Raw genomic sequence first — 21,227 nt, forward strand, 5'->3', positions numbered from 1 at the left:
TATTACCCTCCTATGCGTGCAAATAGTTGGCGATGGCGCGCACTTCGTCGGCCTTGGCGGCATGGGGGATGTGTTCGACCACGCGGCCGTTCTCCAGGACATAGTGCTGGTCCGCCACGCGGGCGGCGAACTTGATGTTCTGCTCCACCAGCAAAATGGTGTAGCCGAGCGTTTTCAGTTCGCGGATCACGGCGCCGATCTGCTTGACGATCACGGGGGCGAGCCCTTCCGTCGGCTCGTCCAGCAGCAGGGTGTCGGCGCCGGTGCGCAGGATGCGGGCGATGGCCAGCATCTGCTGCTCGCCGCCGGAAAGCTTCGTGCCGCCGCTCTTGGCGCGGTCCTTCAGGTTCGGGAACAGGCGATAGATGGCGTCGAGCCCCATGCCGCCGTCGCGCAGCTTGGGGGGCAGGCGCAGATTCTCTTCCACCGAGAGGGTCGCGAAGATGCCGCGATCCTCCGGGCAATAGGCGAGGCCCTGCCGCGCGATCTGGTTCGCCTGGGCCGCGATGGTCTCCTTGCCGTGAAACAGGATCGAGCCGCGGCGCTTGTCCAGCAGGCCCATCATGGCCTTGAGCGTGGTGCTCTTGCCGGCGCCGTTGCGGCCGAGCAGCGTCACCAGCTGGCCCGGGCGCACGTCGAAGGAGACCGAATGCAGCACGTGGGAATCGCCGTACCAGCCGTGCAGGTCGCGCACGCAGAGGACGGAGGCGCTGGCCTCATTCATCGTCGTCGTCCTCCCCGAGATAGGCGGTGATCACGTCCGGATTGGCGGTGACTTCCGCATAGGTGCCGCTGGCGAGAAGCTGGCCGCGCGCCAGCACCGTGATGGTGTCGGAGAGGGTCGCGACGACCGGCAGATTATGTTCCACCATCACCACCGTCCGCCCCTTCGCCACGGTGCGGATCAGCTCCGTGATCGGGCCGATGTCCTCCGGGCCGAGGCCGGACATGGGTTCGTCCAGCAGCAGGGTTTCCGGCTCCAGGGCGAGGGTGGTGGCGAGTTCGAGCGCCCGCTTGCGGCCATAGGCGAGGGAGCCGGAAGCGGTGTCGGCATAAGCGGTGAGCCCGACCATCTCCAGCAGTTCGTCGGCGCGGTCGTCGAACCGGGCAAGCGCGGCGGTGGAGCGCCAGAAGCAATAGCTTCCGCCCTCTTTTCCCTGGAGCGCGACGCGCACATTGTCCCGCGCCGAGAGCTGGTCGAAGACCGAGGAAATCTGGAACGAGCGCACCAGGCCGAGGCGCGACACGGCGGCCGGCTCCAAATGGGTGATGTTGCGCCCGCGATAATGGATCGAGCCGTGGGTCGGCTTGAGGAAGCTGGTCAAGAGATTGAACAGCGTCGTCTTGCCGGCGCCATTGGGGCCGATGATGCCGTGTATGGTGTGTTCGGCCACCTGAAGGCTGACGTCCTTGACGGCGAAAAAGCCGTTGAACTGCTTGCTCAGGTCGCGCGCTTCGATCGCGATGCCCATGTCCCTCCTCCGGTAATGCGGAGACCCGGCGCGGTCCGTCCTCCGGCCGGTGGCGGGGGCCGGAGGCGGGCGCGGGAGAGCGGGATTCCTCTAGGGAAAGCCGCTTCCATCGCGCCGCGCGGGTCGTCCTTGGCGTTCAGCGTTTCCTCCTCCCCCGCCTTTTGTTTTATGGCGGTGGGAGATTTTACCCGGTCTAGACGGCGCGCCTCATCTGGTCGTCCTCGCCCGCGGCACCGGCCGCCGCGCCTTCGGGCACCTTCATCATCATCTTGATGATGCTGCCATAATCCAGATGCCCGTTGCCGCTCTGGCAATGCAGCGCGAACAGGTCGCACGCGAGATCGCCGAGCGGGCTCAGGGATTTGTATTCCGCCGAGAGCTGCTTGGCCAAACGCATGTCCTTGAGCTGGAACTCGGAGCGGAAGCCGCCCTGGTAGCCGTGGGAAGACGGCACATGGGGCATGATGCCGGGATAGGGATGATAGCGCTCCAGGGCATAATTGGTGCCCGAGGAATTGCGCATCACCTCGGAGAGAACCGCCGGGTCGAGGCCGTTGGCGACGCCGAGCGCGAGCGCTTCGGCCGTGGCGGCCATGCACACGCCCGAAAGCATGTTGTTGCAGAGCTTCGCGGTGTGGCCGGCGCCGTTGCCGCCCACATGGAAGATGCGCTTGCCCATGGCTTCCAGCAGCGGGCGCGCCCGCTCCAGGTCGGCGGCGCTGCCGCCCACCATGAAGGTGAGCGTGCCGGCTTCCGCGCCCGGCGTGCCGCCGGAGACCGGCGCGTCGATCATGCTCTTGCCGGCGGCGTGGGCCTCGACGGCGATCTCGGACGAGACGGTGCTCGAAATGGTGCTGGAATCGATCAGCAGCGTGCCGGGACGCGTCTTCGCCACGAGGCCGTCCGGGCCGAGATAGAGATCGCGCACATTCTGCCCGGTGGGCAGCATGGAGATCACCACGTCGGCCTCGGTGGCGGCACCGTGGGGCGAGACCGCCGCATGGGCGCCGAGCCGCACCGCCTCGTCGAGGGCGGAGACCGAGAGGTCGTAGGCGAAAACGGTGTGACCGGCCCGGATCAGATTGCGGACCATGGGACGCCCCATGTTTCCGATGCCGATGAATGCAACCCGCATGATGCGCTCCCTAGGCCGAAATGTTCGGATTGATGATGGCGGTCTTTGACCAGGTGAAGTGATGCAGCATGCTTTCCAGGGACAGTTCCTTGCCCATGCCGCTCATCTTGGTGCCGCCGTATTCGATGTTCGCTTCGGCCACCGCATACTGGTTCACCTGCACGAAGCCGGCATCCACCTGTTCGATGAACTGGAAGGCCTTGGACAGATCGTTGGTCCAGACCGTGGCGGCGAGGCCGAACTTGACGTCGTTGGCCTCCTTGATCACCGCGTTGAAATCGGTCCAGCGCGCGAGCGTCGCCACCGGGCCGAAGATCTCGTCCTGGCACACCTGCGAGGCGTGCGGGATGCCTTCGATGAGGGTCGTCTGGTAGAAATAGCCGTCCTTCAACGCCGGGTCCTGCGGGCGCGCGCCGCCGGTGAGGATGCGCGCGCCCTCGGTCTGGCGCGCCATCTGCACATAGCGCTCCACGCGGTCGAGCTGCGACTTGGAGATGATGGAGCCGACCTGCGTGCGCTCGTCTAGCGGGTCGCCGACCCGGAACGTCGGAATCACCGCGAGCACCCGCTCCACCACTTCGTCATAAAGCGAATCGTGGATATAGACCCGCGTGCCGGCGGTGCAGGACTGGCCCTGGCGCTGCAGGCGCAGGCCGCGGACCACGCCGTCGGCGGCCGCTGCGGGGTCCATGTCCGGCAGGAACACGCTCGGGTTCTTGCCGCCCAGTTCCGCCGTGACCGGGGCGATCTTGTCGGCGGCGTAGTGCAGGATCTTCACGCCCACGGCGCTCGATCCGGTGAAGGTGACCTTGCGCACCTGCGGATGCTCGCACAGCAGGCGGCCGGCTTCCTCGCCGAAGCCCGAGATGCAGTTCGTGACGCCCGGCGGCAGCACTTCCTGGAGCAGCTCGAAGCAGCGCAGCACGGCCAGCGGGGCCTGTTCCGCAGTCTTCAGCACCACCGTATTGCCGGCGGCGAGCGCCGGGCCGATCTTGGATGCGAGTTGCATCAACGGGGCGTTCCAGGGAATGATGGCGGCGACCACGCCAAGCGGCTCGCGCTTGGTGAACAGCAGGCGGCCGTCGAGATAGGGAATGGTCTGCCCCTTCACCTCGCCGGCGAGGCCGGCAAAGAAACGCAGGATATCCACCATGGTTGCGGCTTCGCCGCGGGTCTGGGTCGCGAGGGCGTTGCCGGTCTCGAACGCGGACAATTGGGCGATCGATTCGGCCTCGCTCTCCAGCCGTGCGGCGGCCTTCACCAGGAAGGCGGCGCGGTCGCGCGCGGTGAGATGGCGCCAGCTGGCGAAGGCGGCCTGGGCGGAGGCGACGGCGCGGTCCACGTCGGCGGCGCCGCAGCGCGGCGCGTGGCCGATGATGCGGGCGGTGGCGGGATTATCGACGTCGAACGTATGGTCGGTGAGCGCGGCCTGGAGGCGGCCCTCGCACACCACCATCCCGGACAGGCGCTTGGCTTGCGCGGCGGCCGCCTCGGCGCGCTGCACGGGCGATATTGCCTCGCTGATATCGAGCATTGGCTTCCTCTCGTTTCCACCCCGGCTCCGCTCTTTGAGTCTGCCGGCGGGCCATTCCGTTGCACTTCGGCGCGGCGGGACGGGGTCCCGGCTCTGCTTGCGCATACGTATGCACTAGTGCTAATCGACGGCTAACAAGAAGTCAATCAGGTGATTGGAGACGTAAATGGCTCGTATTGGAATGATGCTCGGCGACCCCGCCGGGGTGGGGCCGGAGGTGGTCGCCAAGGTGCTTTCGGCCAACCGCACCGTGCCGGTCGCCCTGTTCGCGGATCCCGAAGTGTTCGCGCGCGCACAGGCGATCGCGGGCGTCAGCATCGATGTCGAGCCGGTCGCCGATAGCGCCGCGAGCGCCGCGTCCGACGCCCTCGTGACCCTGGTCGCGGTGCCGCTGGCCGACGGCGAGAGCCTGCGCCCCGGCATCGCCTCGGCCCAGGCCGGGCGCCACACGCTCGCGAGCCTCCAGGCGGTGGCGGCGGCCGCGGCCGCGGGGCATGTGAACGGCATCCTCTACGGCCCGCTCAACAAGCAGGCGATGAAGCTCGCCGGCCATCACGCGCTCGACGAGATGCACTATTTCCAGGAATTGCTGAACTGGCGCGAGACCTGCTTCGAGCTGATCAACCGCGGCCCGCTCTGGACCACCCGCGTCACCTCGCACATCCCGATGAAGGAGGTCGCCGCGGCGATCACGGTCGATCGCATCCTTGAGGCGACGCAGATCGGCCTGCGCGCGGCGCGCGCCGGCGGCATCGCCGCCCCCCGCGTCCGCGTGGCGGCGCTCAATCCCCATGCGGGCGAAGGCGGGGCCATGGGGCTGGAGGAGATCGAGGTGCTCACCCCCGCCGTCGCGCGGATGAAGGCGGACGGGCTCGACGTGGAAGGTCCGTTCCCCGCCGATACCATCTTCCGCAGCGCCCTGCGCGGGGATGCCGACCTGATCGTCACCATGTATCACGACCAGGGGCAGATCGCCCTGAAGACCGTCGCGTTCGGCGAGAATGTCACCGTTCTCGGCGGCATGCCGGTGCCCATCGTGACCTCGTCGCAAGGCACCGCCTTCGACATCGTCGGCCAGAACAAGGCTGATCCCTCGGCGCTGCAACACGCCTTCGATCTCGTGGTGCGCCTGGCCGGTGTCGGCGCGGCCTGGCGGGGAGAACAGGTCGCGGCCTGATCGCCCTCTGGTTGGTTTCCCGGATCAAGGTTCCAGGAAGCCCGCCGGCGCGCTCATTGCGAGGTGCCGTCATGCACCGCGTGATAGCGGCGGCCGAAATAGATCAGCGCCTCCGGGGCCGCCCCGGCGGCGATGCCGACCACCTCGCAGAACAGCACGCAATGGGTGCCCACATCCACGGTTCGGGCCACCCGGCAATCGAATGCCGCCACCGCGTCCGCCAGCATGGGTGCGCCGGTGGCGGAGGGCGCCCATTGGGCCGCCGCGAAGCGCTCCTCCATGGGCGTCTTGCCGCCGAACAGCGCCGACAGGCCCTTGTGGCTCGGTGAGAGCGTGTTGACGCACAGCACCCCATTGGCCTGGAAGGCCGGGCTGACCGACGAGCCGCGATTGAGGCACACCAGCAAGGTGGGCGGGCTGTCGGTGACGCTGCACACCGCGGAGGCGGTGAAGCCCGCCTTCCCGCCCGGCCCGTCGGTGGTGACCACATTCACCGCCGCGCCGACGCGGGACATGGCGTCGCGATAGCTCTGCTGGGTCACGGCCGGCGCATCGGGCGGGCCGGCGTCCGCCGGCGGGGTCTGGCTGAGGTTCATCGGGGTCCCTCCGGGATGGCGGGGAGTGGCGGGCGCGGCCGGGCTCATGCCAGCACGCAGGCGTCCGCGAAATCGAACCGCGGCAACCGGCCGAACACGCCGGAGGGGTCGCCATGGCCGAGATTGACCAGGAAGTTCGCGGTCCAGCTCGTTCCCGCGAAGAAGGCCTCGTTCACCTTGGCCTTGTCGAAGCCGGACATGGGCCCCGCGTCGAGCCCGAGCGCGCGTGCGGCGAGGATCAGATAGCCGCCTTGCAGCGTGCTGTTGCGGAACGCGGTTTCCCGTGCCGCCTCGGGGCTGGAGGTGAACCAGGACTTGGCGTCCGCATGCGGAAACAGCTTGGGCAAGTGGTCGTAGAAGGCCTCGTCCTGGGCCACGATCACCGTGACGGGCGCGGCCATGGTCTTCTCCAGATTGCCCTTGGAGAGCGCGGGGCGCAGCTTTTCCTTGCCTTCGCGCGTGCGGACGAAGACGAAGCGGCCGGGCGAGCAATTCGCCGAGGTGGGGCCCATCTTCAGCAGGTCGTAGAGTTCGACCAGGGTTTCGTCCGCGATCTTGCCGTCGCGCCACTTGTTGTGGGACCGGGCCGTGCGGAACAAGGTGTCGAGACCATCCGGGCCGACGGCGCCGGGGTGCGATGCTTCGCTCATGTGCCTCTCTCCAGGGTGCGGGGGGTGCGGCGGCGCGCGGATGCGGCCGCCGCTTCGCCGTCAGAATTCCAGCAGATTGTCGCGCAGCTTCTCGTGGGTATAGGCGGTTCGGGTCAGGCCCCGGCGCTGGAGCGCGGGAACGAGGCCGTCGGCCACCTCCATGATGTAGCGGCGCGAGACGCGCAGCACCGGCGTGGTGATGAGGAAGCCGTCGCCGCCCACCTCTTCCATCACCTCGCCCATGCGGTCCGCCACCTGGTCGGGCGTGCCGATCAGCTCCACCGAGGAGACGAGGCCGCCGCCGCCATCCACCACCAGTTCGCGCACGGTCTTGCCCGAGCCCCATTGCTGGAACTTGTCGAGCGTGCCCGACTCGCCATTGGTGACCAGCTTTTCCGGCAGCGGCTTGTCCACGTCGTATTTGGAGAAGTCGATCTCCGTGATGGCGGAGAGCGAGGACAAGGTGTCGTTGATGAAATGGGGCGAGGAGACGAGGCGCTGATACTTGGCCTTTGCTTCCTCCTCGGTCTCGCCGAGCGTCGGGGTGATGCAGAACAGCACCTTGATGGCATTGGGATCGCGGCCGAGCTTCACGGCGCGGGCGCGGATGTCATCGCGGAACTTCTTCATCTCGGCGACGCCGCTCGCCACCGAGATGATGGAATCCGCGTGGAGCGCCGCAAAGTCCCGGCCGCGCGGCGAGGCGCCGGCCTGCACATAGACCGGCCGGCCCTGGGGCGAGGGCACCGTGTTCAGCGGGCCGCGCACCTGGAAATACTTGCCCTTGTGGTCGATGGTGCGGACCTTGGAGGGATCGGCATAGATGCCGTTCTCCCGGTCGAGGACGATGGCATCGCTATCCCAGCTGTCGAACAGCTTGCTGACCACTTCCATGTATTCGTCCGCCATCTCGTAGCGGATTTCGCGCAGCGGCAGCTTGTCCATGCCGAAATTCTGCGCGGCGAGATCCTCCGCCGAGGTGACGATGTTCCAGCCGAAGCGCCCGCGCGTCAGGCTGTCGATGGTGGAGCACAGGCGCGCCAGCAGATAGGGCGGATAGGCGAGCGTGGACATGGTGGCGACCACGCCGAGGCGGCTCGTGGCCATGCCCATGGCGGTGGCGAGGGGGGCGGGGTCGTGCTTCGGCACCATCATGGCATTCTTCAGCGCGAAGTCGCGCGAGCCGCCGAAGGTCTCCGGCACCATCAGCTTGTCTTCGATCATGATGTAGTCGAAGCAGGCGCGCTCCAGCGTCTGCGCCATTTCGATATAGAAGCGGCCGTCCCAGGGATACCCGCCATTGCCGAACGGCTCGCGCCATTCGTCGGGGGTGAAGTTCATGAACCAGGCCAAGTGAAAGGGTTGCGCGACCATGTGGCGTGCTCCTAGGCGTTGGATGTTGCAGGCGGGCAGGGCGGTTAGGCGGCGCCGGCCTTGAGGGGGAAGGGGTGGACCATCGCCAGGGCCGGAGGCGAGGCCCCGCTTTGGCCGTGGTCCTGCCGCGCCTTGGCGCGGGCGGCTTCGAAGCGTTCGGATTCGCGGACGATCCGGCACTTGGCCTCGAAATCGGAGGTGATCGTCGCCCCGTAGCGCTCGGGCGCCTGGGGATCGCGGCGCGGACGGTCCACGGCGATCACGCGGGTGCCGAGGGCGAACGCCTCGGCAAGGTCATGGGTGACCATGACGATGGTCATGGCATGCTCGTCCCACAATTCGCGCACCAGCACGTGCATCGCCTTGCGGGTGCCGGGATCGAGCGCGCCGAACGGCTCGTCCAGCAGCAGCACCTTGGGCTTCATGATCAGCGCCTGGGCGATGGCGAGGCGCTGCTGCATGCCGCCGGAGAGCTGCTGGGGATATTTGTCCAGCGCCGCGCCGAGGCCGACGCGCTGGAGCAGGGCGGTGGCCTGTTCCTTCAGCGCGCGGTGCGTCTTGCCGAAGAAGCGGCCGAGCAGCGGCGCCTGCGCCCATTGCGGGCCGAGCATCACATTGCCCAGCACCGTCTTGTGCGGAAACACCGAATAGCGCTGGAACACCACGCCCCGGTCGGCGGTGGGCTCGCTGGCGATCGGCTTGCCGTCGATCAGGATCTCGCCGCGCGTCGGCGTCTCCTGGCTCAGCAGCATGCGCAGCAAGGTGGTCTTGCCGACGCCGCTCGGTCCGATGATGACCAGGAATTCGTGGTCCGGCAGGTCGAGGCTGACGTTCTCCAGCACGACCGTGTCGCCATATTCCTTCCAGACCTTGTCGATCTTGATCGCCGTCACCTCAGCTCTCCTTCAGCGCGGCCCAGGGGAAGGCGTAGGTGTTGAGGCGGCGCAGGCCGTAATCCATCAGGAAGGCCAGCAGGGTGATCCAGGCGACGTACGGCAGGATGACGTCCATCGCCAGATAGCGGCGCACCAGGAAGATGCGATAGCCGAGCCCGCCTTCCGCCGTGATCGCCTCCGCCGCGATCACGAACAGCCAAGCGGCGCCGAGCGAGAGGCGGACCGAATTGATGAGGTTCGGCATCACCTGCGGCAGCACCACATGGGTCATCATCTGCCAGGTGGAGCCGCCCAGCGTCTGCGCCTTGATGATCTGTTCGCGCGGCAGGCTCTCCACCCGCAGCACCACGTCGCGGATCAGGAACGGGGCGATGCCGAATACGATCAGCACGATCTTCGACACCTCGCCCAGCCCGAAGATGATGAACAGGATCGGCAGCACCGCCAGCGGCGGCACCAGGGAGAGCGCGGCCAGCACCGGCTCGAACATGGCGCGCAGATGGGGGATGAAGCCGATCAGGATGCCCAGCACGCACCCCATCAGGGCCGAGATGCCGAGCCCCACGCACAGCCGCCAGAGGCTGAGATAGGTGTCGAACCAGAACAGATACTGGCCGCTGGAGCGGTCCGGCTGCGCCATCAGGCGTTCCATGGCGGCATAGAAGGACGAGAAGCCGGGGATGAGCTTGTCGCCCGGATTGGCCGCGAGGCGGGCCTCGGAGGCCATCAGATAGATCAGCAGGATGGCGAGGAAGGGAAGGATGCCCAGGATCAGCTTCTGGCCGCGCGCGGGCGGATAATTGATGATGCGTCGCAAGGATCGGCCCTCCCTTCGCTCGCCGAGTGTCAGAGCTTGCCGTCGGCCGCCGCCTGGGCGAACGAGGCGTTGACGCGCATCTTCACGTTCTTGGTGTCGCCGAGGACGCTGCCGTCCGGCATCATGATGCCGATGGCATCCACGCTGGTCGCGCCCTGGCCGAACAGGCCGCGGTCGAAGCAGAAGGTGCGGATGTAATCCCAGGCCTTCTTGGTGCTGGCGGCGGTGAGGAAGGTCGCGGCGTCGCCGGGGGTGTAGAAGAAGTGGGTGGTCTCCACCTGCGACTGGAGGCCCGGAACGTCCGTGCCCATGGCGCTGGCCATGATTTCGTTGATGGGCTTTGCGGCATCGCCGCCGGCCTTCATGGTGGCGAGGGCCTCATACCAGGCGCCGGTGATCGCCTTGGCGAAGCTAGGATTGTCCTTCAGCACCTCGGTCTTGGCGATGAACACATCCATGATCTCGCCGGGGATCTTGGAGCTGTCGAACAGGATCTTGGATTCCTTGCTGCCGGCGAGCATGTCGGCGGTCATCGGCTTCCAGGAAACCGCGTGCTTCAGTTCCGGCTTGGTGAGATAGGCGGAAGCGATGTCGGCGTCCGAGATGTTGATGGTTTTCACTTCGCCGACGCCGTGCAGGCCGTTCATCACCAGCGCGCGGTCGAGCAGATAATGGGAGACGCTGAACTCCAGCAGATAGACGTCCTGCCCCTTCAGCTCGGCCACCGATTTCGCCGTCTTGGACAGCAGCACGTCATTGCCGTTGGAAAAGTCGGTGATGAGGAAGATCGAGGTATCCACGCCGCCGGCGGCGGGCATGGTCAGGCCGTCCATGCCCGCGACGCCCACCGCGTCCAGGTCTCCGGCGATGAACTGGTTGATGGAGCCCACGTAATCGTTCACCAGCACGATATCGATATCGATGCCGTATTTGTCGGCCCACTTCTTGAGGATGCCGGATTGCTTCATGTAAGCCAGCGGCATGAAGCCGACATAGATGGAATAGCCCATCTTGAAGGATTTCTTCTCGGCGGCCTCGGCGCGATTCGGGCCGGCGCCGAACACGGCGCTACAGAGCAGGGCAAGCAGGACCACGGCGCGTAAAATGCGGTTCATAGGCGAACTCCGACGGTCGAATGCGACAAGACGACGCTTATTAAGCGAGTGTTCAATACGCACCTGCAAGAGAGATTTTTGCGTCGCACAACATTTATGCAAAACCTTATGCCGCAAGGCGTGAAAGGCCCTATCTTGTGCAGTGGCGCGCCGGTATTGCCTGCGATATCGGCAGCGAAAACCGGGCTTTCGCCCTATGACCTACGGGATAACCCGAAGTGGCCGCGTCCGGCGGGGCATGCGATGCTTCGCCCGAAGGGAGAGGTTTAATGAGCGTGAAGGTGGTGCGTCAGCGCCTCGATCCGGCCAAGCGGTCGGAACTTATCCTGGATGAAGCGCTGAGATTGTTCGGCACGTCCCACTACAGCATCGTCACGGTGCGCGACATCGCGCTCGCCTGCGGGATCAATGTCGGGCTGATCTACCATTATTTCGAGAACAAGGATCATCTGTTCCGCAGCGTGCTCGCCCATGCGCTGAACCAGATCATGGCCGGCTACGAGGCGCGGCGCGGCGCGCGGGACAATGATCCCCTCTCGGATATCGGCGCCTGGCTCGACATCCAGATCGAGATCGCCCCCACCGTCACGCGCATGGTCAAGATCATGGCCGACTATGCGGCCCTCAATGCCCGCGATGCACAGGTGGACCAATTGGTCGCGGATTTCTATCGCGACGAGCGCATCCTGGTGGAAGAGACGCTGGCCCGCGGCATCGCCGCCGGCGTGTACCGGCCGGTCGACACGGCCAAGATGGCGCGGCTGATCGGCCTGCATCTCGATGGCATCTTTCATGCCTCCGCCAGCCGTGGCGATGATCGCATCGCCGCGGACATCGAGGAATTGCGCGAGTTCCTGCTTCATTTCCTGGGCGTGCGGCCGGGGCCGGCCGCGGCCTGACCTCGATCCGCCCCCGCACGGCCATCCGACGGAGCGTTCATGCTGATCGCCTTATTGCAAATGACCCCCGTCCCCGCCGACCCGGCCGCCAATCTCGCCCGCATCGAACAGGCGGCCATGGCGGCGGGCGCGTTCGGCTGCGATCTGCTGGTGACCCCGGAAATGGCCGTCACCGGCTACAATATCGGCGCCGATATCGCCCGCCTCGCGGAACCGCGCGACGGCCCCCTGGTCGCCCGGCTGGCGGAAATCGCGGCGCGCGCCGGGCTCGCTCTGGTCGCCGGCTTTCCCGAGCGGGCGGGCGGGGACGTCTATAACAGCCTCGCCCTGGCGCGGCCGGACGGCGGCACTTTCGTCTATCGCAAATGCCATCTCTACGGGCCGGACGAGAAGGCGGCGTTCACCGCCTCCAGCGCCTTTTCCCAAATCGTCGAGATCGCCGGGCTGAAGGTGGGATTCCTGATCTGCTACGACGTGGAATTTCCCGAGATGGTGCAAGGGCTCGCGCTGGCCGGCGCGGATCTGGTGGTGGTGCCGACGGCGCTCGCCGCCACCGCGTCCTGCCGGCGCATCGCGCTGAGCCTCGTGCCCGCGCGGGCGCTGGAGAACCATGTCTTCATCGCCTATGCGGATCTCTGCGGCAGCGAGCGCGGGCTGGCCTATCAGGGCTGCTCGGTGATCGCGGCGCCGGACGGGGAGGATCTGGCGCGGGCGGGCGAGGCCGAGGCGCTGCTCATGGCCCGCATCGATCCCCGCGCCTATGACGCCGCGCGGGCGGAAAATCCCTATCTGGAAGAGCGCCGGCCGGCGCTTTACGCCACCCGGCGCGCGGTCACGGCGGAGGAATAGTCAGGAGGCCGGGACGGTTCCGGCCTTGGTGCGCGGGACGCGAGCCGCGGCCTTGCCACGCGCCGGCTGCGGAGCCGGTGGCGTTTCGCCGGAGTCCGGGCGAGGCGCGCCGCCGGCTTTGGGGGCCACCCGCTTTCCCGCCGTGCGCGGCTCGGGCTTCTCCTTGGCATCGAGGCCGGCGAGGGATTCATGCACCATGCCGGCCTTGTGGCGCAGGTGGTCGCGCAGGATGCGGCCGAGCCGGGGGCCGTCGCGCTCCGCCAGCGCTTCCATCATGCGTTCGTGGTCGTCCACCGCCTCGCGCCAGCGGGCGGGGGACTTCTTCGCGACGAAGCGCACCGCGTGGATGCGTATCATCAGAGTGTTGTAGAGCTGGGTCAGCGGCGCGTTGCCGGCGATCTCGAAGAAGGCGGCGTGGATCGCCTTGTTGAGGTTGAGATAGGGCGCGACTTCGCCCGCCTCGTAATGGGCGACCATGGCGTCGTGCATGGCCTTCAGCCGGGCGAATTGCGCCGTGGTGATGCGGGTGCAGGCGAGCTCCCCGGCGAGCGCTTCGAGCGCGCCCATGATGGGGAAACAGGCGTCGATCTCCTGATCCGAGATGCGCGCCACCATCGCCCCGCGATTGGGCGTGAGCACCAGCAGCCCCTCGGCCGCGAGCACCTTGAGCGCTTCGCGCAAGGGCGTGCGCGAGACGCCGAAGCGGGCACAGAGCGCCAGCTCGGGGATCTTGTCGCCCGGCTGCAATTCATCGCCGAGGATCATGTCGCGCAGCAGCGGCACGAGTTCGCCATGCAGGCTGCGCCGGGCGATGAGCGCCTTTTGCGGGGGTTCGGGCATGGAACGCTCGCTCTCCTGAGGCGAGAAGGGTTCCGCGCCGGCGCGGGGCGAGGCCGCCCGCGCCGGCCGTCGAGCGCGCGCTATTCGGCGGCGACCGGCACCTGGTGGCGCGCGGCGGCGGCGAGATAGTCCATGGCCGCCTGAACCCCGCCCTTGCGGTGCGGGATGCCGGCGAGCTCCAGCCCCATCTCCACGCCCGCGAGCGCGCCCAGGATGGTCAGGTCGTTGGTGTCGCCGAGATGGCCGATGCGGAACACCCGGCCCTGGAGCTTCGTGAGGCCGGTGCCGAGGGAAATGTCGAAATGCTCCAGCGCCACCTGGCGGAAGCGGTCGGCATCATGGCCGTCCGGCACCAGCACCGCGGTGAGCGAGGAGGAATAATATTTCGCCTCCCGGCACAGCACCTCCAGCCCCCAGGCGCGCACGGCGCGGCGGGTGGCCTCGGCATGGCGGTCGTGGCGGGCGAAGACATTCTCCAGCCCCTCCTCGTGCAGCATGTCGATGGCTTCGGCGAGGCCGTAGAGCAAGGTGGTGCCGGGCGTGTAGGGGAAGAAGCCGTTGCGGTTCGGGCCCAGCATCTCTTCCCACGCCCAGAACAGCTTGGGCAGCTTCGAGGTCTTGGTGGCGGCCAGCGCCTTCTCGCTCACGGCGGTGAAGGAGAGGCCGGGCGGCAGCATCAGCCCCTTCTGCGAGCCCGCCACCGTGACGTCCACGCCCCATTCGTCGTGGCGATAATCGATGGAGGCCAGCGAGGAGATGGTGTCCACCATCAGCAGCGCCGGATGGCCGGCGGCATCGATGGCCCGGCGGATCTCGGGCACCAGCGTGATGCAGCCCGTGGAGGTCTCGTTGTGCACCACGCACACGGCCTTGATCTCGTGCGCCGTGTCCGCGCGCAGCCGCGCCTCGATGGCGGCGGCATCCGCGCCGATGCGCCAGTCGGAGGCGATGAATTCCGGCTGGATGCCGATCTTCAGGGCCATGTTCTTCCACAGGGTCGCGAAATGCCCGGTCTCGAACATCAGCACCTTGTCGCCGGCGGAGAGCGTGTTCACCAGCGCCGCTTCCCACGCGCCCGTGCCCGAGGCGGGGTAGATGATGACCGGGCTGCTGGTGCGGAAAATCGTCTTGATGCCGTCCAGCACCCGGCGCCCGAGCTTCTGGAAATCCGGTCCGCGATGGTCGATCACGGGCATGTCCATGGCCCGCATGATGCGGTCGGGCACCGGCGTCGGGCCGGGAATCTGCAGGAAATGGCGCCCCGCGATGCGGGCGGAATTGCTGGCCATCGGGTTTCGCTCCCCTTGGATCATTGGGCGACCGGAAAAATCCGCGCCGCGATTTAGCGTTCTGTTTCAGGCCTTTGACCTTCGCGGCCAGCGCCGGTCCGGGGGGCGGACACGGCGCGGCGACGGCAGCGCGCGAAACGCATCTTGCATGAAATGAATTATGAATGCAAAATCAGTTTCAAGCCCGGCACTGAGACCGGAAATGAAGATGCCAGGGTGGGAGATGCGAGGATGGCGGCACGTCTGATGCCCGGGCTGGAACGTCGGCTGCGCGCCGAGACCACCGGCGACGTGCTGTTCGACCGCTTCAGCCGCGGCCGCTATGCCACCGACGCCTCGGTCTATCAGATGATGCCCGTGGGGGTCGTCGTGCCCCGCTCGGTGGACGAGGCGGAGCGCGCCATCGCCCTGGCGCGGGAAGAGGGTGCCCGCGTGCTGCCGCGCGGCGGCGGCACCTCCCAATGCGGCCAGACCCTCAATGATGCGCTGGTGGTGGATTGCTCCAAGCATTTGACCCGCATCCTCGACCTCGACGTGGAGGGGCGGCGCTGCGTGGTCGAGCCAGGCATCGTGCTGGATGAGTTGAACCGCCAGTTGAAGCCGCACGGCCTGTGGTTCCCGGTGGATGTCTCCACCGCCTCGCGCGCCACCATCGGCGGCATGGCGGGCAATAATTCCTGCGGCGGCCGCTCGCTGCGCTACGGCACCATGCGGGACAATGTGATCTCGCTGGACGCCGTGCTGGCGGACGGCACGCCCGCGCATTTCGGTGCCGTCTCCCCCAATCTGCACGAGATCGAGACCGGCTCGCCGCTGCTTCCCCTGGCGCAGGATCTCCTGGCGCTGGGCGCCCGCGAGGCGGACGAGGTGGAGGCGCGGTTTCCCAAGGTCCAGCGTCGCGTGGGCGGCTATAATCTCGATGCCTTGCTGCCGGGCAGGCCGCTGAACCTCGCCCATCTTCTGGTGGGCTCGGAAGGCACGCTCGCCTTCTCCACCCGCATCGAATTGAAGCTGTGGCCGGTGCTCGGCAAGCGGGCCCTCGGCGCGTGCCATTTCGGCAGCTTCTACGAGGCGATGGATGCCGCCCAGCATCTGGTGAAGCTGAAGCCCATCGCGGTGGAACTGGTGGATTCCACCTTGCTCGCGCTCGCCTCCGACATCGCCATGTTCCGCCCCACGCTGCGCCAGTTCGTGCGCGGCACGCCGGAAGCGATCCTGCTGGTGGAGTTCGCCGAAACGGAAGAGGAAAACGCCCTGCGCCTGGAGCGCCTGCACCAGGTGATGGGCGATCTCGGCTTCGGCTGGGACCGCACCGGCGCCAAATGGGGCGGGGTGGTGGACGTGCTGAACCCGGCGCTCCAGGCGGCCATTGCCGATGTGCGCACCTCCGGCCTCAACATCATGATGTCCATGAAGGAGGCGGGAAAGCCCGTGTCCTTCGTGGAAGATTGCGCGGTGCCGCTGGAGCATCTCGCCGAATATACCGAACGCCTCACGCAAGTGTTCGAGAAGCACGGCACGCGCGGCACCTGGTACGCCCACGCTTCCGAAGGCTGCCTGCATGTGCGCCCGGTGCTGAACCTGCGCCAGGACAAGGATCTCAAAGCCATGCGCGCGATCGCCGAGGAGGCGTTCGCGCTGGTGAAATCCTACAAGGGTTCCCATTCCGGCGAGCACGGCGACGGCATCGTGCGCTCGGAATTCCACGAGACCATGTTCGGCACCCGCCTCGTGAGCGCATTTGCCGAGGTGAAGGACCGCTTCGATCCGGACGGCCTCTATAATCCGGGCAAGATCGTGCGGGCGCCGAAATTCGACGATCGCAGCGTGATGCGCTACGGCCCCGGCTATGCCGGCCTGCCCATGGAGACGCAGCTCGACTGGTCGGCGTATTCCGGCTCCGGCGGCGGGTTCCAGGGCGCGGTCGAGATGTGCAACAATAACGGCGCGTGCCGGAAGCTTTCCGGCGGCACCATGTGCCCCTCCTATCGCGTCACCCGCAACGAGAAGGACGTAACGCGCGGCCGCGCCAATACGCTGCGCCTTGCCGTCACCGGCCAATTGGGGCCGGATGCGCTGACCTCCGACGACATGGCCGAAACGCTGAAGCTGTGCGTCTCCTGCAAGGGCTGCCGGCGCGAATGCCCGACCGGGGTCGACATGGCCCGCATGAAGATCGAGGTGCTGGCGGCGCGCGCCGAGAAATACGGCCATTCCCTGCGCGACCGGCTCGTGGGCTGGCTGCCGCATTATGCCCCGCTCGCGGCGAAGCTCGCGTTTCTGCTCAATCTGCGCGATCGCCTGCCGGGTGCCGCGAAGCTGTCGGAAAAGCTCACTGGCTTCAGCGCCCGGCGCAGCCTGCCGCGCTGGCGGCGCGACGTGTTCGCGCCCGCGGGCTTCACATTCGGCGAGATGGGCGGCCGCGAAGTGGTGCTGTTCGCCGATACGTTCAACCGCGCGTTCGAGAAGGAAAATCTCGACGCGGCGCTGGACGTGCTGCTTGCCGGCGGCTACCGGGTGCATCTCGCCCTGCCGCCGGCCGGCGAGCGACCCCTGTGCTGCGGGCGCACCTTCCTGTCCGTCGGGCGGCCGGATCTCGCGAAGGCCGAGGCCGAGCGGGTGATTGCCGCGCTCGATCCGTTCCTCTCGCGCGGCGTGCCGGTGGTGGGCCTGGAGCCGAGCTGCCTGCTCACCTTCCGCGACGAGGTGCCGGCGCTGCTGAAGAGCGCCGCCGCGGACCGGCTCGCCGCCCATGCCTTGCTGTTCGAGGAGTTTCTGGCCCGCGAGCACGACCAGGGGCGCCTCGCCCTGCCGCTCGGCGCGATCGAGGGCACGGCCTTGCTTCACGGCCATTGCCACCAGAAGGCGTTCGCCGCCATGGGCGCCGTTGAAAAGACGCTACGCCTCGTGCCCGGGCTGAAGGTGGAAACCATCGAATCCAGCTGCTGCGGCATGGCGGGCGCGTTCGGCTATGGGGCGGACACCATCGAGGTGTCCCTGGCCATGGCGGAACTCTCGCTGCTGCCGGCGGTGCGCGCGGCCGGCGAGGACACGATCCTCGTCGCCGACGGAACCTCCTGCCGGCACCAGATCGCGGACGGCGCCAAACGCTCCGCGATCCATGTCGCCCGTCTCCTCGCCCGCAGCCTCGCGGCCGGCGTGGACCAGAAGCGGGAGGCGCAGGAGGCCGCGCAATAGCTGCGTGCGTAACCAAGACATCGCCAGCCGGAACGAGCGTCGCAAAGGCGCCGGACATCAAGGAGGAAGCCATGTGGAGTGCCGAGCTTAAACGCGGTGCCGTCGCCGCCATCTTCGCCGGCGGCCTGTGCGCCGCCGCCCCCGCCCTCGCCTGGGAGCCCACCAAGCCCATCGAGATCATCGTGCCCGCCGGCGCCGGCGGCGCCACGGACCAGATGGCGCGCATGATCCAGGCCGCCGTGCAGAAGAACAATCTGCTGAAGGTGCCCACCGTGGTCTCGCTGAAGGGCGGCGCCTCGGGCGGCGAGGGCCTCATGGACATGAAGGCGAGCGCGGGCGACCCCTACAAGTTCATCATCGCCCAGTCGTCGATCTATACGCTGCCGTTCTCGGCGAAACTGCCCTTCTCCTGGAAGGACATGACGCCGGTTGCGATCATCGCGCTGGATGAATTCGTGCTGTGGGTGAATTCCACCGCGCCCTACAAGACCACGGCGGAATTCACCGCCGCCGCCAAGAAGGCCGGCACCGAGACCCTGCGCATGGGCGGCACCGGCTCCAAGCGCGAGGACCAGATCCTCACCGCCGCCATCGAGAAGGCCACCGGCGCCAAGTTCGCCTACATCCCCTACAAGTCCGGCGGCGAGGCGGCGACGCAGCTGGTGGGCAACCACACCGAGGCGAACGTCAACAACCCGTCGGAAAACGTCGCCCAATGGCGGGCCGGGCAGGTGCGCGCGCTCTGCCTGTTCGACACCACCCGCCTGCCCTACGACGAGAAGGTCACGCCCGACATGGCGTGGAAGGACATTCCCACCTGCAAGGAAGTCGGGCTCGACATCGACTACACGATGCTGCGCGGCATCTTCCTGCCGGGCAAGGTCACGCCCGATCAGGTCGCCTTCTATCAGGATCTGTTCCGCAAGATCGCGCAGACCCCTGAATACAAGGATTACCTGAAGAACCAGGCGCTCAAGGCCGCCTATATCGAGGGCGAGGCCATGACCAAGTTCCTCCAGGAGGACGAGGCCCGCCACAAGGCGCTGATGACCGAGGCCGGCTTCATCGCTTCCAACTGAGGCGCGTCCGCGCCGCCGCCCTTCCCCACACGCGGGGGGAGGCAAGGGGGAGCGGGAGGCTCGGCGCGTTGTCAGGGCCGCGCCGGCGCCCTCTGCTCAGGTCCGCCCGCAAGGCGAGGCTCCCTCTCCACCCTTCCGTTTCGGCGGGAGGGTGGAACGCCTCGCGCCGGACGAGGCCCCGTTCCTGGCTCACCGGATGGCCGCTCTGGCCGCACGCCCTTCTCACCCGCGGAGCACGCCATGTCCGCCGACCTTCAGTCCTCCCCAGCGGCCGACGACCGGGCCGTGATCTCCCGCCGCGCCGTCGATCTCTCGGTTTCGGTGCTTCTGTTCCTGGTTGCGCTCGCGCTCGCCTACGACAATTGGAAAGTCGGCATCGCCTGGGCTCCCGATGGGCCGGAGGCCGGCTATTTTCCGTTTTATCTCTGCATGATCATGGCGGTGGCGTCCCTGGTGGGCGTCGCCCGCAGCCTCACCGACGCGAACGGGCGGGATGGCTTCGTCACCCGCGGACAGGCGCGGCGGGTGATGCAGGTGTTCGTGCCAACCCTGGTCTTCGTCGGCCTGATCCAGCTGCTGGGCATCTATGTGGCGAGCTTCGCCCTGGTGGCGGGCTTCATGATCTGGCTCGGCAAGGCGCCGGCCTGGAAGGCGGTGCTGACGGCGGCGATCTTCACCGCCTTCATGTTCTACGTCTTCGACGTGCAATTCACCGTGCTGATGCCCAAGGGACCGCTCGAAGCGGCCTTCGGTCTCTGAGGAGTATTGACATGGACGCGCTCCTCTCCCTGATGCACGGTTTCGAAGTCCTGCTGACCTTCGACAAGATGCTGCTGATGCTGGTGGGCATCACGCTCGGCATCCTGGTGGGCGTGCTGCCGGGACTCGGCGGGCCGAACGGCGTCGCCATCCTGCTGCCGCTCACCTTCTCCATGGACCCGACCTCGGCCATCGTGATGCTCTCCTGCCTCTATTGGGGCGCGCTGTTCGGCGGGGCCATCACCTCCATCCTGTTCAATATTCCGGGCGAAGCCTGGTCGGTGGCGACCACGTTCGACGGCTATCCCATGGCGCAGAAGGGGCAGGCGGCGGAGGCGCTCACGGCGGCGTTCACGGCCTCGTTCGTGGGCTCGCTTGTGGCGGTGCTGCTCATCACCTTTCTCGCGCCCAGCATCGCGGAATTCGCCATCTGGTTCGGGCCGCCGGAATTCTTCGCGGTCTATCTGCTCACCTTCTGCTCTTTCGTTGGCCTCGGCCGGGAAGCGAAGCACAAGATCGTCATCTCGCTCATCGTCGGCTTCCTGCTGGCGGCGGTGGGCATGGATACGGTCTCGGGCCAGCTGCGCATGACCTATGGCTCGGTGGAGCTGCTGCGCGGGTTCGACTTCCTGGTGGCGGTGATCGGCCTGTTCGGCATCAGCGAAATCCTGCTCACCATGGAGGACCAATTGGCCTTCAAGGGGCAGAAGGCGGTGATCCGCATGCGGGTGGTGTGGGAAACCTGGAAGACGCTGCCGCGCTATTGGGTGACGCTGCTGCGCTCGTCCGCGATTGGGTGCTGGCTCGGCATCACGCCGGGCGGGGCGATCGCCGCCTCCTTCATGGGCTACAATCTCGCCAAGCGCTTCGCCCGCGACAAGGAAGGCTTCGGCAAGGGCCGCATCGACGGCGTGCTGGCGCCGGAGACCGCCGCCCATGCCGCCGGCACCTCGGCTCTGCTGCCCATGCTGGCGCTCGGCATTCCCGGCTCGGGCACGGCGGCGGTGCTGCTGGGCGGGCTGATGGTGTGGGGGCTTCAGCCCGGTCCGCTGCTGTTCACCGAGCATGCGGATTTCGTGTGGGGCCTCATCGCCTCCATGTATCTCGGCAATATCGCGGGGCTGATCATCGTGCTCGCCACCGTGCCGCTGTTCGCGGCGGTGCTGCGCGTGCCGTTCGCCACCATCGCGCCGATGATCATCGTGTCGTGCGCCGTGGGCGCGTTCGCGGTGCAGAACGCCATGTTCGACATCTGGCTGATGCTGGCATTCGGCGTGGTGGGCTATGTGTTCAAGAAGCTGGACTATCCGCTGGCGCCCATGGTGCTGGCCTTGGTGCTGGGAGACAAGGCGGAGGACGCCTTCCGCCAGGCCATGATCGGCGCGCGTGGCAATATGGGGGTGTTCTGGTCCAACGGGCTGGTGGGCACCATCACCACGCTCGCCCTGCTCATGCTGTTCTGGCCGGTGATCATGAAGCTGGTGAGCCTGGTGCGCGGGGATCGCGCGCCGCGCACCGCCTGATGCGAACGGCCCCGGTCGGTGACCG

Annotated in this window: 19 protein-coding genes; 7 read left to right on the forward strand and 12 right to left on the reverse strand. The window is 67.2% G+C overall.

Translation table 11 applies throughout. From position 1 onward, the window contains the following. Window positions 1-10 precede the first annotated feature (10 nt). From V5F84_RS02480 to V5F84_RS02495, 4 genes are all read right to left on the reverse strand, one after another. The gene (locus V5F84_RS02480; RefSeq protein WP_394043266.1) at window positions 11-724 is read right to left on the reverse strand and encodes an ABC transporter ATP-binding protein; all 714 of its coding nucleotides are present in this window, start codon (window positions 722-724) and stop codon (window positions 11-13) included. Continuing rightward, window positions 717-1,472, reverse strand: coding sequence for an ABC transporter ATP-binding protein (locus tag V5F84_RS02485; RefSeq protein ID WP_394043267.1), 756 nt, complete (start codon window positions 1,470-1,472; stop codon window positions 717-719). Before V5F84_RS02485 ends, V5F84_RS02480 begins: the two co-directional genes overlap by 8 nt. Window positions 1,473-1,665: 193 nt before the next feature. Then, window positions 1,666-2,607: a 3-hydroxyisobutyrate dehydrogenase gene (gene mmsB, locus V5F84_RS02490; RefSeq protein WP_394043268.1), complete on the reverse strand. Its 942-nt coding sequence runs from the start codon at window positions 2,605-2,607 to the stop codon at window positions 1,666-1,668. A 10-nt stretch (window positions 2,608-2,617) separates the two neighbouring features. Continuing rightward, window positions 2,618-4,141, reverse strand: coding sequence for an aldehyde dehydrogenase family protein (locus V5F84_RS02495; protein WP_394043269.1), 1,524 nt, complete (start codon window positions 4,139-4,141; stop codon window positions 2,618-2,620). 166 nt (window positions 4,142-4,307) lie between these two features. Here V5F84_RS02495 and V5F84_RS02500 point away from each other — a divergent pair, with 166 nt between their 5' ends. After that, complete coding sequence (locus tag V5F84_RS02500; protein WP_394043270.1) at window positions 4,308-5,318, forward strand: 4-hydroxythreonine-4-phosphate dehydrogenase PdxA; 1,011 nt, start codon at window positions 4,308-4,310, stop codon at window positions 5,316-5,318. Between the two features lie 53 nt (window positions 5,319-5,371). Here V5F84_RS02500 and V5F84_RS02505 read toward each other — a convergent pair whose 3' ends face one another. From V5F84_RS02505 to V5F84_RS02530, 6 genes are read right to left on the reverse strand one after another with little or no spacing between them, the layout of a single operon-like run. Beyond that, a complete protein-coding gene (locus tag V5F84_RS02505) occupies window positions 5,372-5,914 on the reverse strand; it encodes a flavin reductase (RefSeq protein ID WP_394043271.1) in 543 nt (180 codons plus the stop codon). A 44-nt stretch (window positions 5,915-5,958) separates the two neighbouring features. Beyond that, window positions 5,959-6,564 carry a malonic semialdehyde reductase gene (locus V5F84_RS02510; RefSeq protein WP_394043272.1) on the reverse strand — a complete coding sequence of 202 codons (606 nt, stop codon included), beginning with the start codon at window positions 6,562-6,564 and terminating at the stop codon, window positions 5,959-5,961. Between the two features lie 60 nt (window positions 6,565-6,624). Further along, a complete protein-coding gene (locus V5F84_RS02515) occupies window positions 6,625-7,938 on the reverse strand; it encodes an NtaA/DmoA family FMN-dependent monooxygenase (protein ID WP_394043273.1) in 1,314 nt (437 codons plus the stop codon). A 44-nt stretch (window positions 7,939-7,982) separates the two neighbouring features. Next, the gene (locus V5F84_RS02520) at window positions 7,983-8,831 is read right to left on the reverse strand and encodes an ABC transporter ATP-binding protein (protein ID WP_394043274.1); all 849 of its coding nucleotides are present in this window, start codon (window positions 8,829-8,831) and stop codon (window positions 7,983-7,985) included. Window position 8,832: 1 nt separating this feature from the next. Next, window positions 8,833-9,651 carry an ABC transporter permease gene (locus tag V5F84_RS02525; protein WP_394043275.1) on the reverse strand — a complete coding sequence of 273 codons (819 nt, stop codon included), beginning with the start codon at window positions 9,649-9,651 and terminating at the stop codon, window positions 8,833-8,835. Window positions 9,652-9,680: 29 nt separating this feature from the next. Further along, on the reverse strand, window positions 9,681-10,766 hold the full coding sequence (locus tag V5F84_RS02530; RefSeq protein ID WP_394043276.1) for a putative urea ABC transporter substrate-binding protein: 1,086 nt from the start codon (window positions 10,764-10,766) through the stop codon (window positions 9,681-9,683). A gap of 269 nt (window positions 10,767-11,035) precedes the next feature. Between V5F84_RS02530 and V5F84_RS02535 the strand changes: the two genes are divergently transcribed. Both V5F84_RS02535 and V5F84_RS02540 read left to right on the forward strand, forming a co-directional pair. Continuing rightward, complete coding sequence (locus V5F84_RS02535; RefSeq protein WP_394043277.1) at window positions 11,036-11,665, forward strand: TetR/AcrR family transcriptional regulator; 630 nt, start codon at window positions 11,036-11,038, stop codon at window positions 11,663-11,665. Between the two features lie 39 nt (window positions 11,666-11,704). Further along, window positions 11,705-12,514, forward strand: coding sequence for a carbon-nitrogen hydrolase family protein (locus V5F84_RS02540; RefSeq protein WP_394043278.1), 810 nt, complete (start codon window positions 11,705-11,707; stop codon window positions 12,512-12,514). Here V5F84_RS02540 and V5F84_RS02545 read toward each other — a convergent pair whose 3' ends face one another. Both V5F84_RS02545 and V5F84_RS02550 read right to left on the reverse strand, forming a co-directional pair. Further along, window positions 12,515-13,354 (reverse strand): GntR family transcriptional regulator, encoded by an 840-nt coding sequence (locus V5F84_RS02545; RefSeq protein WP_394043279.1) that lies wholly within the window; start codon window positions 13,352-13,354, stop codon window positions 12,515-12,517. 80 nt (window positions 13,355-13,434) lie between these two features. Continuing rightward, a complete protein-coding gene (locus V5F84_RS02550) occupies window positions 13,435-14,643 on the reverse strand; it encodes a pyridoxal-phosphate-dependent aminotransferase family protein (RefSeq protein WP_394043280.1) in 1,209 nt (402 codons plus the stop codon). Window positions 14,644-14,874: 231 nt separating this feature from the next. On the opposite strand from V5F84_RS02550, the gene V5F84_RS02555 reads away from it, so the two are divergent. The 4 genes from V5F84_RS02555 to V5F84_RS02570 all read left to right on the forward strand — a co-directional run bounded on the left by V5F84_RS02555 (window position 14,875) and on the right by V5F84_RS02570 (window position 21,202). Continuing rightward, window positions 14,875-17,841 (forward strand): FAD-binding and (Fe-S)-binding domain-containing protein, encoded by a 2,967-nt coding sequence (locus V5F84_RS02555; RefSeq protein ID WP_394043281.1) that lies wholly within the window; start codon window positions 14,875-14,877, stop codon window positions 17,839-17,841. A 71-nt stretch (window positions 17,842-17,912) separates the two neighbouring features. Beyond that, window positions 17,913-18,920, forward strand: a complete 1,008-nt coding sequence (locus V5F84_RS02560) for a Bug family tripartite tricarboxylate transporter substrate binding protein (RefSeq protein WP_348845701.1) — start codon at window positions 17,913-17,915, stop codon at window positions 18,918-18,920. 240 nt (window positions 18,921-19,160) lie between these two features. Further along, window positions 19,161-19,679, forward strand: a complete 519-nt coding sequence (locus tag V5F84_RS02565) for a tripartite tricarboxylate transporter TctB family protein (protein WP_394043282.1) — start codon at window positions 19,161-19,163, stop codon at window positions 19,677-19,679. A gap of 11 nt (window positions 19,680-19,690) precedes the next feature. Next, window positions 19,691-21,202, forward strand: a complete 1,512-nt coding sequence (locus V5F84_RS02570) for a tripartite tricarboxylate transporter permease (RefSeq protein ID WP_394043283.1) — start codon at window positions 19,691-19,693, stop codon at window positions 21,200-21,202. The last annotated feature ends 25 nt before the right edge of the window (window positions 21,203-21,227 follow it).

Source organism: Roseixanthobacter liquoris, assembly GCF_043195135.2.
Classification (GTDB): Bacteria; Pseudomonadota; Alphaproteobacteria; order Rhizobiales; family Xanthobacteraceae; genus NCEH01.

Excerpts from the sequence above, each read along its gene's own strand:
- mmsB (WP_394043268.1), bottom strand. The coding sequence starts at position 2,607 with ATGCGGGTTGCATTCATCGGCATCGGAAACATGGGGCGTCCCATGGTC.
- V5F84_RS02550 (WP_394043280.1), bottom strand. The coding sequence starts at position 14,643 with ATGGCCAGCAATTCCGCCCGCATCGCGGGGCGCCATTTCCTGCAGATT.
- V5F84_RS02485 (WP_394043267.1), bottom strand. The coding sequence starts at position 1,472 with ATGGGCATCGCGATCGAAGCGCGCGACCTGAGCAAGCAGTTCAACGGC.
- V5F84_RS02540 (WP_394043278.1), top strand. The coding sequence starts at position 11,705 with ATGCTGATCGCCTTATTGCAAATGACCCCCGTCCCCGCCGACCCGGCC.
- V5F84_RS02565 (WP_394043282.1), top strand. The coding sequence starts at position 19,161 with ATGTCCGCCGACCTTCAGTCCTCCCCAGCGGCCGACGACCGGGCCGTG.
- V5F84_RS02570 (WP_394043283.1), top strand. The coding sequence starts at position 19,691 with ATGGACGCGCTCCTCTCCCTGATGCACGGTTTCGAAGTCCTGCTGACC.
- V5F84_RS02545 (WP_394043279.1), bottom strand. The coding sequence starts at position 13,354 with ATGCCCGAACCCCCGCAAAAGGCGCTCATCGCCCGGCGCAGCCTGCAT.
- V5F84_RS02510 (WP_394043272.1), bottom strand. The coding sequence starts at position 6,564 with ATGAGCGAAGCATCGCACCCCGGCGCCGTCGGCCCGGATGGTCTCGAC.
- V5F84_RS02555 (WP_394043281.1), top strand. The coding sequence starts at position 14,875 with ATGGCGGCACGTCTGATGCCCGGGCTGGAACGTCGGCTGCGCGCCGAG.
- V5F84_RS02500 (WP_394043270.1), top strand. The coding sequence starts at position 4,308 with ATGGCTCGTATTGGAATGATGCTCGGCGACCCCGCCGGGGTGGGGCCG.
- V5F84_RS02560 (WP_348845701.1), top strand. The coding sequence starts at position 17,913 with ATGTGGAGTGCCGAGCTTAAACGCGGTGCCGTCGCCGCCATCTTCGCC.
- V5F84_RS02505 (WP_394043271.1), bottom strand. The coding sequence starts at position 5,914 with ATGAACCTCAGCCAGACCCCGCCGGCGGACGCCGGCCCGCCCGATGCG.
- V5F84_RS02480 (WP_394043266.1), bottom strand. The coding sequence starts at position 724 with ATGAATGAGGCCAGCGCCTCCGTCCTCTGCGTGCGCGACCTGCACGGC.
- V5F84_RS02515 (WP_394043273.1), bottom strand. The coding sequence starts at position 7,938 with ATGGTCGCGCAACCCTTTCACTTGGCCTGGTTCATGAACTTCACCCCC.
- V5F84_RS02535 (WP_394043277.1), top strand. The coding sequence starts at position 11,036 with ATGAGCGTGAAGGTGGTGCGTCAGCGCCTCGATCCGGCCAAGCGGTCG.
- V5F84_RS02495 (WP_394043269.1), bottom strand. The coding sequence starts at position 4,141 with ATGCTCGATATCAGCGAGGCAATATCGCCCGTGCAGCGCGCCGAGGCG.
- V5F84_RS02530 (WP_394043276.1), bottom strand. The coding sequence starts at position 10,766 with ATGAACCGCATTTTACGCGCCGTGGTCCTGCTTGCCCTGCTCTGTAGC.